Origin of the sequence: Arthrobacter zhaoguopingii, assembly GCF_009828605.1 — a bacterium.
GTDB classification, from domain to species: Bacteria; Actinomycetota; Actinomycetes; order Actinomycetales; family Micrococcaceae; genus Arthrobacter_D; species Arthrobacter_D zhaoguopingii.
This window is the reverse complement of the sequence record NZ_WIAE01000008.1, coordinates 53277-68135: the sequence shown is the minus strand read 5'-3', so window position 1 is coordinate 68135 and position 14859 is coordinate 53277. Positions and strand designations below refer to the sequence as shown.

The following is a 14859-nucleotide window of genomic DNA, read 5'->3' as shown; positions in this document are numbered from 1 at the left end:
GAGATCCATCTATCAGGGAGGCTGGCAATGGGCATCACACACGAAGCAGAGCTGTTGGCGCAGGTTCCGACGGGGCTGTTGATTAATGGCCGGTGGGGGCCTGCGGCATCCGGGAAGGTCTTCGGCGTTGAGGATCCGGCGACAGGTCGGACGCTGCTCAGTGTTGCCGATGCCGGTCCGGAGGATGCCATGGCCGCCCTCGACGCGGCCGTGGCCGCTCAAAACTCCTGGTCTAGGGTTGCTCCTCGGGAACGCGGAGAGATCCTGCGGCGGGCCTTTGAGCTGGTAACCGCCAGGATCGAGGATTTTGCGTTGCTGATCACCTTGGAAATGGGCAAGCCGCTCGCCGAGGCCCGCGGCGAGGTCGCCTACGGCGCCGAGTTCCTGCGCTGGTTTTCCGAAGAAGCGGTAAGAACCTCAGGGCGCTACTCGCTCTCCCCGGACGGCAAATCGCGCCTGCTGGTGACGAAAAAGCCGGTGGGCCCGTGTCTGCTGATCACGCCGTGGAACTTCCCATTGGCCATGGCGACCCGAAAGATCGCCCCGGCGGTTGCTGCCGGGTGCACCATGGTCCTTAAATCCGCGAACCTGACCCCGCTGACCTCCCAGCTGTTCGCGGCGGTCATGCAGGAAGCCGGTCTGCCCGCCGGGGTCCTCAACGTCATCCCCACGTCCACGGCGGGTCCGACCACCGGGCCGCTGATCAAGGACCCGAGGTTGCGCAAGCTTTCCTTCACCGGGTCCACCCCGGTGGGCCGGAACCTGCTCGCGGCGGCCGCAGGCAACGTGCTGCGCACGTCCATGGAGCTTGGCGGGAACGCGCCGTTCATCGTGTTTGAGGACGCGGACCTCGACGCCGCCGTCGACGGGGCGTTGGTGGCAAAGCTGCGCAACATGGGGGAGGCCTGCACCGCAGCCAACCGGTTCATCGTGCACAAATCCATCGCCGGGGAATTCGCCGGGAAGTTCGCCGCCAAAATGAACACCATGATCACTGCCCGGGGAACCCACCCCGAGTCCACCGTGGGCCCGCTGATCGATGCCCGCAGCCGGGACAAGGTTCATGAACTAGTCACCGACGCCGTCGCCTCCGGTGCGAGCGTGGTCACCGGCGGGGCCCCGGTGGAAGGTCCCGGGTACTTCTACCGGCCCACCATCCTCACGGGCGTCAGAGAAGGAACCCGGATCCTGTCGGAGGAGATTTTCGGGCCCGTTGCCCCGATCATCACCTTCACCAAAGAGGCGGAGGCCGTGCGTCTGGCGAACAGCACCGAGTACGGGCTGCTTGCCATTGTCTTCACCACAGATTTTAACCGGGGCCTGCGGATGGGCGAGCAGCTTGAGACCGGCATGATCGGCCTGAACGCCGGGATCATTTCCAACGCCGCAGCACCGTTTGGTGGGGTCAAACAGTCCGGCCTCGGACGCGAAGGCGGCCTCGAGGGCATCGAGGAGTACCTCTACACCCAGTACACCGCCATCGCCGACCCCCACACGGACTGACAACTTCAGGAAAAGAAGCCCGCCACCGCGTATCAGCCGGAAAGGCGCCTCACCACTCCTACATTCGCCAAGCTAAGACCTGTCTATCCCTTATGCAACTGGATTATGGAGAGCAGCAATGTCGACCACAAGTTCCATCACCATCGAAGCTCAGGACCATGCGTCAAGAGATCGACAGCTGGAGCAGGCCACCCGTCTGCTTAGTGAGCAAGCTACGGAATGCGGCATTCTTATTACAAGACATAGTTTCAGAACATTCACCGCCGCCCTCAGTCCCGATGTCGCGTACGGGCTTATCCAGGAACTGGACCTGCTGTGAAGCAGGCAGGGCTACCTGGCCAGTTCACGAACGAGCATCTTCAAGGAACCATGAAGGAGAAGTCGCCGGCTGTTCGAGGGGAGGGTGGCAGCTGCTCATGTTCATCAACTCAGAAACCCCCGGGAGACACTTCTGTGGCCCCCCAGCCGTTTACCTCGCCACCCATCGTGGCCGCTTACGACAGCGCTGGTCGTGAGGGTCCACCCACAGGGCCCATAGTCTATGAGCTCAGACGGTTGGCGGCCCTGATGGAGGGATGTCGAGTTGAACCGGGTCGAAGCTGCGAGGACGACAGCGCACTCGCGTGGGTCTGGCAGTCCCTGGAAGACATCGAAGCAACGATTACCGGCCTCGTCCGCAGACAAAGCCCGTAGTCCCCGGGTGTCCCACGACACCAGCGATTGGGTTTGACCACACCTGCCCCATCCCGTTGGCGGAGCGACCCAGCGCAGTGGTCCTGGTTCCGGTTCGGCGCCGGACATGCGGTCCGGCCACAGGTGATTCCTGTGACAAGGCTTGGGAGAGGTGGAGCATTGAAAACATTTCCAGAGCCTGGCATTCTGACCCTGCCACGTTCCGCGATGAGGCACTCGAACCAAAGGCACTCGAGGACGCCCCCTCCATGATCGCTCCTATCGTGCGTGTCCGGTGTCTGGCACTGTTCAACCGTGGGAGCGACGCCCTCCCGGGACGCTTCCGGCTTCTGGACCATTCCCCGGACCGGGAAAAACTCCTGCTGGTACTTGCGCAGCTCCTCCGAGGTCAGTACCGTGGGCACGAAGCCGCGGTACTGACCAAACAGGCCATGCAACATTCCCACCAACTGCAAAACCAAAAATCCGGCATGTTGGAGCTCATTCCCAGAGCTGTGTTCGCCTGTGGGGCCTTGTCGACCAACCTGAAGGCAAGTAGTGACTCGCCCACGGGAGACTCCTGACGCGCATCATCCAGGACGAAAAGCGACCCGCGTCGGGGCGCGGCCCACTCAGGATGCAGGCGGGGGTCAATTTCAGAATCCGCCCGTCGGGCGAATTGTCAGCTCGCTCACGTTGACCTGACCAGGCTGGGAGATAGCAAAAGCGACTGCTTCTGCGACGGACGAGGCGTCCATCGTCTGTTCCTGATGTGCGCTGCTGGCGGACCTCATCGACTCGTCGGTGATGTCAGCCCGGGTGCAGGCGCTGAGCCCCGGGAGTTGTCCCCGGCGGCGTCGACGAGCCGCCGCTCGAAGCTGCGGTTGATGCTGTACCGGTCGCGGGCCTGACTGTGACCGAACCGGTAGGCCGCCACGGAGAACTTAGCCGACGGGCATGGGTTGCGTGCATGACGGTAGAAGCGCCGTTTCATGGTCTCGCATGCTGTTCCATCAGGCTCGCCGGTGACGCCCAGAAACGCATTATGGTGTTCGTCGACGGTGGTGAGAATGAGGAAGTCATGGGCCACCATTCACCGGTAATCCCCTGCGCGTCGTGCCGGCCCCACGGAGCTTGCCTGCCGGTGGACCCGGTTGTCGGCGCGGTCTCCGTCCACTTCGGCGGGTCAGACAAGGGCCGGCTCGAATTCGGAGCTCGGAACGCGGCCCGGTTCTACCGAGCGCCACGACTGCGCGAGGATGTCCACCGCCTCGCGGGTCTCTTCGACCGAGTGGCTGAAGGGCAGGCGGAGGAAGCGCTCGAAGACGCCGCCGATCCCGAAACGGGGGCCGGCGCCCAGCAGGAGGCCGCGGCCGCGGGCCGCCAGGGCGAGATGTGAGCTGACCGGCTGTCCGATGTTGACCCAGGTGCACAGGCCCCCCGCGACATGCGGAACGTCCCAGGACGGCAGGTGGTCCCGAAGCATGGTTTCAAGCCGGTCGCGTCCTTCGGCCAGCTGTACCGCCCGGAAACTCAGAAGCTCGTCGTAGTTGCCCAGCATTTCGAGGGCGATGACCTGTTCCAGAATGGGTGTGCCGAGATCGTTCGCGTAGCGGGCCTGCTCGAGCCGGCGGATCGTCTCGGTGTCCGCGCGGATCCACCCGATCCGGAGCCCTCCCCACACCGTCTTGCCCAGTGAGCCGATGAGCACGGCCGGACCGTATGCGGCCAGCGGAAGCTCTGCTGCACCGTCGATCCGCAGCTCTGCCATGGTTTCGTCGGCCACTACCACCGAGCCGGCGCGTCCGGCCGATGCCATGAGGCGCTCCCGTTGATGGCCGGGCATGACGGCGCCGGTGGGGTTGTGGAAGTCGGGCATGAGGTAGGCGAGGGCGGGACGGGTCCGCTGGAATGCCTGCTCTAGTCCGTCGTCGTCCCACCCGCGCCGTGGGTCCACCGCAACCGGGACGAGCCGGCGGCCTGCCGCTTTCAGTGCCTCGTAAGCGTGCGGGTAGCTCGGAGTCTCCACCAGTGCCGTGTCGCTGCGGCGTAGCATGGTCCGGGCTACGAGGGAGATGGCATGCTGGGCCCCGAGGGTGACCATAACCTGCGCGGGTTCGGTCGGCACACCCCTGGCGGTGTAACGCTCGGCGAGGGCGCGCCGGAGGCGGGGGAGTCCGAGCGGTTCATAGCCGTTGCCGTTGAGGTACGCGGGAAGCTCGCGGGCGGCCCGTGAGGCGGCTTCCCCGACCTGCGGCGCGGCAGGAAGGGCCGCCCTGCTGAAGTCCAGCGCGATGATCGAGGCTGAGTCCTGGTCCCCGGAGGCTGCGTGGCGCCCAGGCATCGCGACCACGCTGCCCGAGCCTCGTGTGCTCTGAAGGTAGCCGGCCGCGCGCAGACGCGCGTAGGCCGCGGCCACGGTGGTCCGGCTAAGGTCCAGTTCGGCGGCGAGTTCGCGTTCGGCGGGCATTCTCGTGCCGAGGGGAATCCGTCCGTCGAGCGTGAGGAGGCGGATGCGGTCGGCGAGGGCTGCGTAGGCGGGTCCTGCGCCGCGCCAGGTGCCGAGATCGGCGCGGAGCCGACGTGCGGTGAGGACCATCATGGGGCCACTATGCCATGATTGGCATCTTGTTGTAAGTCCAATTGCCACTTGTACTTGTCTTATGACCCTCCTCGGCGCCTGGCGCGGCGCGCAGCTTCTGGCCGGCCTGTTCCTGTACGGGTTCTCGCTCGCCATGATGATCCGGGCGACCCTCGGGGTCTCGCCGTGGGATGTCCTCAGCCAGGGCTCGTCCATTCAGACCGGAATTCCCTTCGGCTATATGACGAACATCATCGGTGCGGTCGTGCTGCTGTTGTGGATACCGCTGCGCCAGAAGCCGGGAGTCGGTACGGTCCTCAACGTCCTGCTCGTGGGACCCAGCGCGGAAATCGGGCTGGCGGTCCTCGGAGAACCCGAGGCGCTTTGGGCCCGGATTCTGCTGTTCTCGGGAGGACTCGTCCTGCTCGCGGTTGCCAGCGGACTCTACATTGGAGCGCGGCTCGGCCCGGGGCCGCGCGACGGCCTGATGACGGGGCTGCATCGGCGCTTCGGCCTGCCCATCTGGCTCGTTCGGACGGCCATTGAGGGCACAGTCCTGCTGCTCGGGTGGCTGCTTGGCGGCTCGGTAGGCATTGGCACGGTCGCTTTCGCCTTGCTCATCGGGCCGTTGATTAGCCTCGTGCTGCCGGTATTGCGCATTCCTGAGCATCGGGAACCCAGATTCCAGCCCTCGTGCACCCCTAGGGCTCTCGGTTCCGCGGTTCCCCCTACCTAGCCGGGGAAACCGGCACCCGAGCCCGGCCGATGGTGGGCGGTCAACTGAACCCTAGGACGTCCCTGCCCGGAGAAACCGCACATTGGATTGTGAGGATCCGGGTGTGGCGGGGTGAGCGAGAGTCGGAGATACATTAACCGGCTCCGTCGGAGGGACGTGCGGCCCCGCGAACTGTGCCAGGTTGGCATTCGACCAAGAAGTCTGCTCGGTGCGGCGCCGTGCAGCTTCATGAATAGAGTGCGCGCACCGGGTCTTGGTGCGGCCGGGCCAATTCCTCCGGTGCGGTGCGTGCCTTATGCCCCTCGTCCTCGCATTCCTTTAACCGCCCATCGGGCGACATGAGCGCGGCCATGTGCGGGTCGGGGTGGGCAGCCGGCGGGTGCTCAGGCTCAGGGCCGATCCCAGACGCAGCTGTTCCCACGCCCCCCAGATGGTTTCCATGCGGGCGAGGGACTCAGGTGTTTGTACCATTCGGGGCCCCAGAGGAACTCGCAGCCGTTGTTAACCTCGCGCACATAGGTGGGGGGTCAAGAGGACAGTACAGCAGGCGACCGTGTCTGGGGAGCCCAGCGCGGGAGCCTGGTCCCTGGCGGGATGGAAGTATCCACCATTGGAGCTTGACGCTGCAGGGGCGGGGCATTTGGGATCGGGGGTTTCGAAGGCCGTGGCGGACTCAGTCATGTCTTTTCCGGAGCCAGCCAAGGGTGTGACGTCGCCGGGCAGAGGTTCGCCACCTCATCCAGAACCCCCAGCAGCGGCCGGGCCAGGTGTCCTCCCGGGTGCGTGCCGGCGTACTATTCCCCGTCTTGGACCCCTGCGACAGTCAGGGCGGTAACCAAAGGTCCGGCGGTGCCGGTGCCTTCACTGGAGAGGCTGTCGAGGGTGCCGGTGCCGCGGACGCGCTTTTCGGGGTGGAACTCAGGGCGGTCCTCGCCAGCGCCGGCGGCAATCCGCCGGTTGACGGCGCAGTCACTGAGGCAGGAGAGGGTTTCCAAGGCGGCGCCGAGGATCCCGGCCCGCTGCCGGTCCGGTTCTCGCAGCCATCCTCCCAGTGGTATTTGACGCGGGTCGGAGTGGCTTGGCGCTGCCGTCCGATCAGGGTGGGGGCTCCTGGTCTTCCACCTGGAGATTGGAGCTGCGCAGAAGATCGTGGGCGATGCTGCTGGCCCGGACGATAACGTCGAGTTGTGCAGGATTGTAAAGTTCCACGATGGACTCGGTGACAGTGTCCTGCGTCACTGCTGCACTTTTTGTCACCTGTCCTTCAGGATCGTTCAGCCAGGGATAGTCCTTGAATATGTGTGCCAGTGAGGGCGCGTATCGTTCGGCGAGTTCCTGGCGCACACTTTCATCCGCGTCGGGTGCCAGCGCGTCGAGGTCCGCGCTCACCTGGTCTGGGCCCGCTTCGAGCATGTCCCGCAGATCACTCATTGCATCTTCGCTATAGAGCTGGGAGTAGATCAGCACGAGGGACCGGTCCGCCTCCGACATGCCAGCTCCCACGCTCTCGAATCCCGGGGGAACGTCCGTCACGGACGATCCGTGAAGGATTGCCTGGATCTCGGCCCTGGCCCGCTGCAATCGTTCGATGCTCGCGTGGAGGTCGCTGTCGATGGCGCGCAGTGCCTCGGTCGATGAGTCGCCGTCGACGCCGACCTGGTCGATCTGGTCGAGCGGGACGCCGAGGTCGCGCAGGCGTCTGATCTTCAGGAGGCGGACGAGGTGTCCGACCTGGTACTGCTTGTAGCCATTGGACATACGGTCAGGCTGCTCAAGAAGACCGGTCCGGTGATAGTGACGCACGGTATTCACGGTCGTCCCGGCCAGGTCCGCGATTTCCCGCGTGCTCCAACCCATCTGTCGCTCCTTTCTCGATTACCTTCGGAGAGTGGATACCGGCGTGTGCCACCCAGGGTGCACTAACCGGTTCGCCACCGATTCAACACCGTGTTCCCACCACACACACAAATGAGAGCAAGTTACCCCGACGGCGGCTGGTCCGAGCTGATTGGTCGACCGGCTGAACGATTGGTGTCCGCCCGCGGGTAAGCTGACGAACCCACCGGCGCACCCGGGGTGTAGGAGGACCTCAGTCAGGACCTCTGGCGGATCAGCGCGCGAAATCTCGTCAGCATCGGTTTAGGCCCGGCAGGCCATGTGGCAGCCGTTCTTGCAATGGACCGGACTGGCGCCGAAGGGGTGGCGGCCGGCAAGTGCCAGGGAGCGCTGCTGAACCCAACAAGAGCCCGGAAATTTCATCGGCGTCGTCGACGGGGTGCAGGGTCCTGGGTTGCTCGTTGAGACGGGTGCCTTCGTTTCCGGATCGGTTACGAACGCATAGCGTTAGACTTGGTGGTCCCGGCAAGGTGAACATAGGGTGTTGCTTCAGTTGCCTCAGCAAGCTTCATCGCCGCAAGGGACAACGGCGAGGCACCACGCGAAGTTCGATTGCACGTGAAGTCACCCTAGCCGTACGTCCGCGCGAAAGCAGGACCGATGCCAAGATACCCCGACGGTCAGGTGCAAAACAGCATCCTCTCCTGAAGTCCCCACCAAGCTTAAGCAGGTTCCAGGAACATCGTTTCCACTGGAGCTCGAACGCCAGACAACCCAGGGAGCAGCACCGTGGCATTCGCGGCCGGACAGATAGGCGTCGAGCACTTCTTCGCCGACCCAGCTTTTGCCCATCCGGTGATCTCGCCAGATGGCTTACGGATCGCGTACTTAGCGCCAGCACTGGGGCGGCGGAACGTTTGGGTGCGCGGTGTCGATGAAGACCATTCGGATGCTATGTGTGTGACCGGCGATTCACGGCGTGGCATTACGAGCTTTTTCTGGGCCGACGATTCACGGTGGTTGCTGTACCTGCAGGACACCGACGGCAATGAGGACTGGCACCTGTTTCGGGTGGATCTAACCGCACCGGAGCAGCCAGCGACCGACCTGACACCGCTGCCGGCAGGTTCGCGCGTCTTTGGAGTGGATTCGCTGACTTCGTGGCCCGGCCACGTGCTCGTTTCCATGAACTTACGACCGACGGCCATCGACTTGTTTCGCGTCGATGTCGCCACTGGCGAGACAGCGCTGCACCACGAACAGACAGACCCGAACGAGATCGTGCTGCTAGACACGAACGGGACGCCCGCCTTTTCGACCCGGATGGCCGAGGACGGAACGCTTGAGATCTTCGCGATCGACGGTGATCGTGGCAGCCGTCGGTTACTGCGGCGTCTGGGGGGTGCGGAGTACCCCGTGGGTGTGCAGCCGCAGATGGTGACCCCCGACGGCCAGGGTCTCTTGATAGGTGCCTATCAGGATTCTGATGACCTGCGTCTCCTTCGGATCGACCGTCATACCGGCGAGGAAGCTGTGATTGCGGCCGTAGAGGGCCACAGTCTTGACATCCTCGGCACGATGGCGCCGACTGTGTTACCTCCGACGGTCTTTACCAGCCGGCGAACCGGAGAGGTCATTGCCGCCCGATTCGTGGACGACCGGCCCCGCATCGAAGTTTTAGACGAATGTTTCGCCGAAGTTTACGCTGAGCTCTCAAAGCTTTCCGATGGGGTACTGGGCACACTCTCCTCGGACCTGTCGGAGCAGCGATGGGTCGCTACCTTCATTCATGATCGGGACCCTGCGGTCACGTGGTTGTACGACCACGCCACCGGCGAAAGCAGGCTCCTCTTCCGCCCCTACCCCCAGCTCGATCCGTCCAGCCTGTCCCCGGTGACGCCCATTCGCCTGAAGGCTCGTGATGGTCTGCCACTGCGCGGGTTCCTGGCTCTTCCGGTCGGCGAGGATGCCCAAGCGCCTCCGCTCGTACTCCTCGTGCATGGCGGACCCTGGCAGCACGATACCTGGGGGTATAACCCCCAGGTGCAGTTTCTAGCGAGCCGCGGCTACGCCGTGCTCCAGGTGAATTTTCGTGGGTCGACCGGGTACGGCCGGCGGCACACTGTGGCTGCGATCGGGGAATTTGCCGGCGCAATGCATACCGACCTCATTGATGCGTGTGACTGGGCGGTTTCCGAAGGTATTGCTGACCCGCGGCGTATCGGCATCATGGGAGGGTCCTATGGTGGCTACGCGGCACTCATCGGTGCTGCCATCACTCCCGACTACTTCGCCGCCGCGGTCGACTACGTAGGGATATCCGACCTCGCGAACTTCCTGCGCACGCTTCCTCCCTTCACCCGCCCTTACAACATGAACAGCTGGTTCCGATACGTTGGTGACCCTGACGATCCCGCTTCAGCTGCGGAGATGACAAAGCGTTCGCCGATATCGATGATCGACCAGATCACCATCCCCTTGCTGGTCGCTCAAGGCGCCAACGACGCCAGGGTCGTGCAGGCTGAATCCGATAACATCGTCGTGCCGCTTCGTGAGCGTGGCATCCCCGTGGAGTACCTTCTTGCCAGTGACGAAGGCCACGGGTTCGATAACCCTGAAAACCAGATCCGCCTCCACCGCGCTATCGAAAGCCACTTCGCCGAGAACCTCAGTAACGGGAAAACCTGATCATTTCATCAGTCAGGACGCAAAACCGTCGCGGCGATCAAGGGATTGACGGTGATGGCGGTCATTGTTCGCGTGACTGCAGATCCAGCGGCATTGGCGCCCCAGTTTCCCATCTGAATCTGTTTGCCTCGGGTGTAAACGTCACCGCTCCAAGGGATTTCTGGGTGGAAATGTGACAGCGTACCGCTGGCCGATAGAAGGGAGATGGCCGCAGCGGTCCGTGGGTTGGGATCTTCGCCCCCGAGCAGGGTCGCCCGGACGGAATCGAGGAGCGTTGCGCGGCGCTCACTCCCAACGGAAAGACTCGTCGAATTGAAGATGCCAAAGGTCTTGGTGGCGCGGCTGATCAGATCACCGCGGGCAACAAGTCGATCTAATATCGGGGCGCGAAGCACCGGACCTATCGATGCGAGTACAGACTGCGCGTTCCGGGGTTTCTCGGCCATGTACTCCCAGGCGGACCGAAGATGCTCATCGTTCGGTGGATCCTCGCCAAGCGCATGCAAAGTAATGGAAAAGCGGCCAGATTCCCTTGCCTCCACCCTTCCCGCCAAGGCAAGATCGGCGATAACAGCACCTCCCAGCACGTAAAAAAGCGTGGTCTCGCCGGCGATAGTGCCTGACGATGGCTGAAAGAGCAGAAGAAGCACATCCTCAACAAGGGTCGGTTCAGAAGGCGCACCAGGGCTTCCATCCAACCCGTTGTGGTACTCAAACTCGCTGGTCATCATCGTCTCGCTTCCACTTGAAACCTACGCAGGTCATTCCGCCATGCCCGCAATGTGATCGTCCGCGAGGACAGGCGCCGGAATGTCCCAGCGCGTAACACTTCATTCAATCAAACGCCCTGTTCCCACCACATGGTCAAGTCTCCGACACTTGACGACCCGCACAGCAGCCTCGGAGGGGGTGCTCAGGGAAGGTTGCGTGGGAACCTCTTCAGAATAGGCGGATCTGTCTATCCCTCGAGAGATGAGGACAACCCCGAGGGAGTTGATCACCGTCTAAGGCCACTGGACGAAACTACGAGCTAGTGCCCGAATCCACCGCACAATGGAGTATGCCTGAATCCTCATACTCCGCACTTGCTGATCGCCTCCTCACCATCGCTTATGACATTACGGCGACATCGGGACCGGCTGCTCTGTCACTTCGTGAGGTACAGCGCAGAGCAGGAGTATCTGCGGCCACTGCGTACTGGCACTACAAGGGCCGAGCAGATCTGCTCTTAGCTGTAAGCCGGCGCGCTACCGCCAAACTCGCTGACACCCTCAACGACGCGATCACGCAGCCCCTGCCTTCACCGATATCGGATCTAGCAGCGGTCTGCCTCGCCTACATGCACTTCGCTCGCGATCACGAGGGGCTTTTTCAAGCCATCGTGATGAATTCCTCGACGGAGGAGCTCACGCACCCAGCCGAATCTGCGCGTGGCAAAGCCGGACTAGCGGCATTCGAAGTCCTCCAACGAGCCGTTGCCGATTACACAGCCGAGGCTGGGACAGGTTCCCCTGTCGGCAACGCTGCTTTGCACGTGTGGGCGGCTTGCCACGGCTTGGCGGTGCTGCTGATCGACTCACCAATGGCCGGCTGGCCCGAGAGTGACAAGGAGCAACTACGGCTCCAGCACGTGCAGTTCGTCTTGAATTCGCTCTCGAGGCATTGAAGTACGACGCGACGGTGCGGTCTAGCGGTGCTAGACGAATCCTCTCTAGCACTGCTAAACTGGGCTTAGGCGGGACCTCCCGTGAACTCAGGAACTGAGACAACCACCGACGCAAGGAACATGCAATGACAGTAAATCTGAGCCACCCTGACGGCCTCCTGATACAGGATTCCTACGCTCCGGTTGCTTCGGCGACCGGTTCACGTCTTCTGCTGCTCGCCGGACAATGCGCAGTAACACCCGAGGGAGCCGTGACCGCGACGGACCTTGCAGGGCAGGTGCATTCTGCGATGCAAAACGTGGTGGTGGGGGTTAAGGGAGCTGGTGGTGATGTGAGCGATATCGCTAGGCTCACCATCTACGTGGTTGGCTGGAAGCCGGAGATGGGGGCTCAGCTGCTGGAGGGAGCCTCCCGCGCCCAGGAATCCGACGGATATAGCACTCCGCTGCCACCCATCACTGTGATCGGCGTCCAGGCGTTATGGACGCCCGACTTGCTCGTCGAAATCGAAGCCACAGCAGTTCTGGCCTAATCACGAAACTGTCGAACCGTGTCAGCTTCCCGCATTCTTAAGGCGTGACGAACAGCGCTTCGGGGACGCCGGAGAGCAAGTACCGGCGTGCAGGCCCCGCCGCTCATGGATCGAGCAGCGGTCGACCGCTAAGCGAGATGCTGTACGTAGGCGACTGGCTACCTGCCGACGAAGAGCACAGTAGGGTTCGACTGAGTCGTCAGCGACTGGCCTGAGCCGCGGCGCCGCCTCCAGGAAGATGCAAACAGACAGCAGGTCATGGGCTCTCTTTGGAGGATGATGACGCGGTCGCTACGCGCCGACCGGATCGCTGTCAAAGAATGGAGCGACCTTATCAGGTGATGGTCCTCGTTCTCGACGGGGCGCTTCCGCTGGACGTGGGGATCCCGGCGGAGGTGTTCCATCCGGAGTCGGGGTTCCCCTACGAGGTGTCGGCCTGCGGTGACCGCCGGAACGGTGCGGTCCCACGGAGGATTCGGCTACGCCGTTCCGCGGTGACTGGACGCGCTGGCCGACGCGGGCACGATCGTCGTCCAGGGGTACGCTCCGGTGGACACGCTAAGCATGAAGGTCTCGCGGGCGATTTGACGCGGTTCCCAGAACACTGTCTTGACTTAGGATGACGCCATAAATCATGGCTCGGGGTGTGGCCTGGGTCGGGCCGAGCGGTGAAAGGTCTACTTTGCCGGCCGAGCGGCGCCGTCGAGTACCGGCGTCAACACCGCACAGAACACTGCTTGGTACATCGCTGTTCATAGGAGTCATAGATGAAGGAACGATTGATGGATCTCACTGGCAAGACGGCGATCGTTACGGGAGGTTCACGGGGCATCGGGCGCGCAACTGCACTCGCTCTGGCTGCTCGCGGAGCCAACGTCGTGCTTGGATGCCGCATTCGTCTCGACGCGGCGCAGGAGGTGGTGCGTCTTATAGAGGACGACGGCGGCCGAGCATTCGCCCGGGCCGGAGACGTTGGCGATGAGACCCACGTTGTCGATCTGTTCGATGAAGCCATTGATCACTTCGGAGGCGTGGACATCGTTGTGGCAAATGCCGGCCGACAGTATGTGGCGCCATTCGCTGGTCTAACGCTGCAGAACTTCGACGAGCACCTTGTAGGTGAGCTTCGTGGCTACTTCCTCACTCTCCGGGAGGCAGCACGTCGAGTACAGGACCACGGGCGCATTATTGCCGTCTCCACCGTCAACACCCGAATGCTGTTGCCGGAGATGGGTATGTACCTAGGTTCTAAGGGAGCGGTTGAGCAGTTCGTACGCGTGCTGTCCCGTGAGCTGGGTCCCCGCCAAATCACCGTCAACGCCGTTTCGCCGGGGGCAACGGACACCGACGCATTCCAGCCCGAAATGTTGGATCTGGCCGTATCACTCTCGGCCCTCGGTCGCTTGGGCCAGCCGGAAGATGTCGCCGAACTGATCGCCTTCCTCGCCGGCCCCGGTGGCCGGTGGGTCACAAACCAGAACATCTTGGCTGGTGGTGGCCTCGCCTAGAAGGTAACCGGCAGCGGTACTGCAGCACTGGGTTTGTCGGGACTGTCCGATAAATGGTGGGTGAAGTCCTGCGGTTTTCATCAGTGAGTGGTTCTTTTGAATCGCCCGGCGAAGGGGAAAAGTGAACGCGCTCAGGGCGGGCTTCCCCAGTCGTGGCGGAGGAGTTGGAGCCCTGGGAAAACTTAGGTCTGCAGACTCGGCTCAATAAGAAGAATCTATTTCTAATCATTTTAGGAGGGTTTATGAACCATTTTCAGTGGACTGACAGGGAGCCGCTTCGATGAGGATCCGACGTTTAGGGTGGGCGGGAATAGAAGTTGAATACGACGACCGCGTCATAGTGGTCGACTTGCTCGAGAATGATGCGCCCTTATCTCCGGATCTTGCCTTCGAGTTTCCGCTGACACCACCGACTCGGCTTGGTCGGACGGACGGCGCTTTGGTCTCGCACCTGCATGCAGACCATACTGATGCTGCAGCATTGCAGCGGGCTCTAAGACCCAATGCTCCGGTTTATCGGCCGGAGTCAGAAAAGGGACCGTTCGGAGACGAGGCGCACCCCGCGGCTGTTGAAGCCGAGCTGAGAAAGCACGGTCTTCATGCTGAGACAGTGGCGGAGTGGGACAGCCGGACGGTGGGACCATTCCAAGTCACCGCTGTCCCGGCTATTGACGGGTTGGGCGACCCGCAGGTCTCATGGGTCATTGACACCGGCGACCTGCGGATCTTCCATGGCGGTGACACCATGTTCCATGGCTTCTGGTGGTCAATTGCTCGTAGGCTCGGGCCGATTGATGTGGCTTTTCTGCCAATCAACGGCCCCACGCTAGAAGAGGTCCCCAACATTGAGCCGCCAAGCCCTTTGCCGGCGGTCCTAACGCCTGAGCAGGCGGCCATTGCAGCACATCTTCTCGGAGCTAAACGCGCAGTGCCCATTCATTACGGGCTAGACAAGCCGCCGCTCTATGCGCAAGCACCAGACGCGGTCAATCGGTTCAGGCGCCAAGCGGCTGAACTCGGACTAGAGGCCATCGTTCTCGAGCCAGGGGAGGACCTGTATTTATAGAGGATGCCGCAATGAGACAACGCCGCGCGGGCTTGATGGTGTGATCCTTGGACGGGCGGGTAAGTTGAAG

13 protein-coding genes are annotated in these 14859 nt (G+C 62.7%); 8 read left to right on the top strand and 5 right to left on the bottom strand.

The genetic code is table 11. The annotated features are described in order from the left end of the window. The first annotated feature begins 27 nt into the window (after positions 1-27). Positions 28-1503 (top strand): NAD-dependent succinate-semialdehyde dehydrogenase, encoded by a 1476-nt coding sequence (locus GVV77_RS12185; protein ID WP_159618713.1) that lies wholly within the window; start codon positions 28-30, stop codon positions 1501-1503. A 118-nt stretch (positions 1504-1621) separates the two neighbouring features. After that, positions 1622-1822, top strand: coding sequence for a hypothetical protein (locus GVV77_RS12180; protein WP_159618711.1), 201 nt, complete (start codon positions 1622-1624; stop codon positions 1820-1822). Between the two features lie 1143 nt (positions 1823-2965). On the opposite strand, the gene GVV77_RS12175 is transcribed toward GVV77_RS12180, so the two are convergent. Together GVV77_RS12175 and yczR are read right to left on the bottom strand one after the other, a co-directional pair. Continuing rightward, on the bottom strand, positions 2966-3268 hold the full coding sequence (locus tag GVV77_RS12175) for a hypothetical protein (RefSeq protein WP_159618709.1): 303 nt from the start codon (positions 3266-3268) through the stop codon (positions 2966-2968). Positions 3269-3361: 93 nt separating this feature from the next. Further along, positions 3362-4777 carry a MocR-like transcription factor YczR gene (gene yczR, locus GVV77_RS12170; protein ID WP_159618707.1) on the bottom strand — a complete coding sequence of 472 codons (1416 nt, stop codon included), beginning with the start codon at positions 4775-4777 and terminating at the stop codon, positions 3362-3364. Positions 4778-4838: 61 nt separating this feature from the next. Between yczR and yczE the strand changes: the two genes are divergently transcribed. Next, on the top strand, positions 4839-5492 hold the full coding sequence (yczE, locus tag GVV77_RS12165) for a membrane protein YczE (protein WP_159618705.1): 654 nt from the start codon (positions 4839-4841) through the stop codon (positions 5490-5492). Between the two features lie 794 nt (positions 5493-6286). Here yczE and GVV77_RS12160 read toward each other — a convergent pair. Together GVV77_RS12160 and GVV77_RS12155 are read right to left on the bottom strand one after the other, a co-directional pair. Further along, complete coding sequence (locus GVV77_RS12160) at positions 6287-6487, bottom strand: hypothetical protein (RefSeq protein ID WP_159618703.1); 201 nt, start codon at positions 6485-6487, stop codon at positions 6287-6289. Positions 6488-6587: 100 nt separating this feature from the next. Continuing rightward, entirely contained in the window at positions 6588-7349 is a 762-nt protein-coding gene (locus tag GVV77_RS12155) for a MerR family transcriptional regulator (protein WP_159618701.1), read from the bottom strand. 768 nt (positions 7350-8117) lie between these two features. Here GVV77_RS12155 and GVV77_RS12150 point away from each other — a divergent pair. Further along, positions 8118-10016: a S9 family peptidase gene (locus GVV77_RS12150; RefSeq protein ID WP_201293224.1), complete on the top strand. Its 1899-nt coding sequence runs from the start codon at positions 8118-8120 to the stop codon at positions 10014-10016. An 8-nt stretch (positions 10017-10024) separates the two neighbouring features. Here GVV77_RS12150 and GVV77_RS12145 read toward each other — a convergent pair whose 3' ends face one another. Beyond that, complete coding sequence (locus GVV77_RS12145; protein ID WP_246199788.1) at positions 10025-10747, bottom strand: GOLPH3/VPS74 family protein; 723 nt, start codon at positions 10745-10747, stop codon at positions 10025-10027. 329 nt (positions 10748-11076) lie between these two features. On the opposite strand from GVV77_RS12145, the gene GVV77_RS12140 reads away from it, so the two are divergent. From GVV77_RS12140 to GVV77_RS12125, 4 genes are all read left to right on the top strand, one after another. Further along, positions 11077-11682, top strand: a complete 606-nt coding sequence (locus tag GVV77_RS12140) for a TetR/AcrR family transcriptional regulator (protein ID WP_159618699.1) — start codon at positions 11077-11079, stop codon at positions 11680-11682. Between the two features lie 125 nt (positions 11683-11807). After that, positions 11808-12215 carry a RidA family protein gene (locus tag GVV77_RS12135; RefSeq protein WP_159618697.1) on the top strand — a complete coding sequence of 136 codons (408 nt, stop codon included), beginning with the start codon at positions 11808-11810 and terminating at the stop codon, positions 12213-12215. Between the two features lie 767 nt (positions 12216-12982). Then, positions 12983-13723 (top strand): SDR family oxidoreductase, encoded by a 741-nt coding sequence (locus GVV77_RS12130; protein ID WP_159618696.1) that lies wholly within the window; start codon positions 12983-12985, stop codon positions 13721-13723. A 280-nt stretch (positions 13724-14003) separates the two neighbouring features. Then, positions 14004-14789, top strand: a complete 786-nt coding sequence (locus GVV77_RS12125; RefSeq protein WP_159618694.1) for an MBL fold metallo-hydrolase — start codon at positions 14004-14006, stop codon at positions 14787-14789. Positions 14790-14859: the final 70 nt, after the last annotated feature.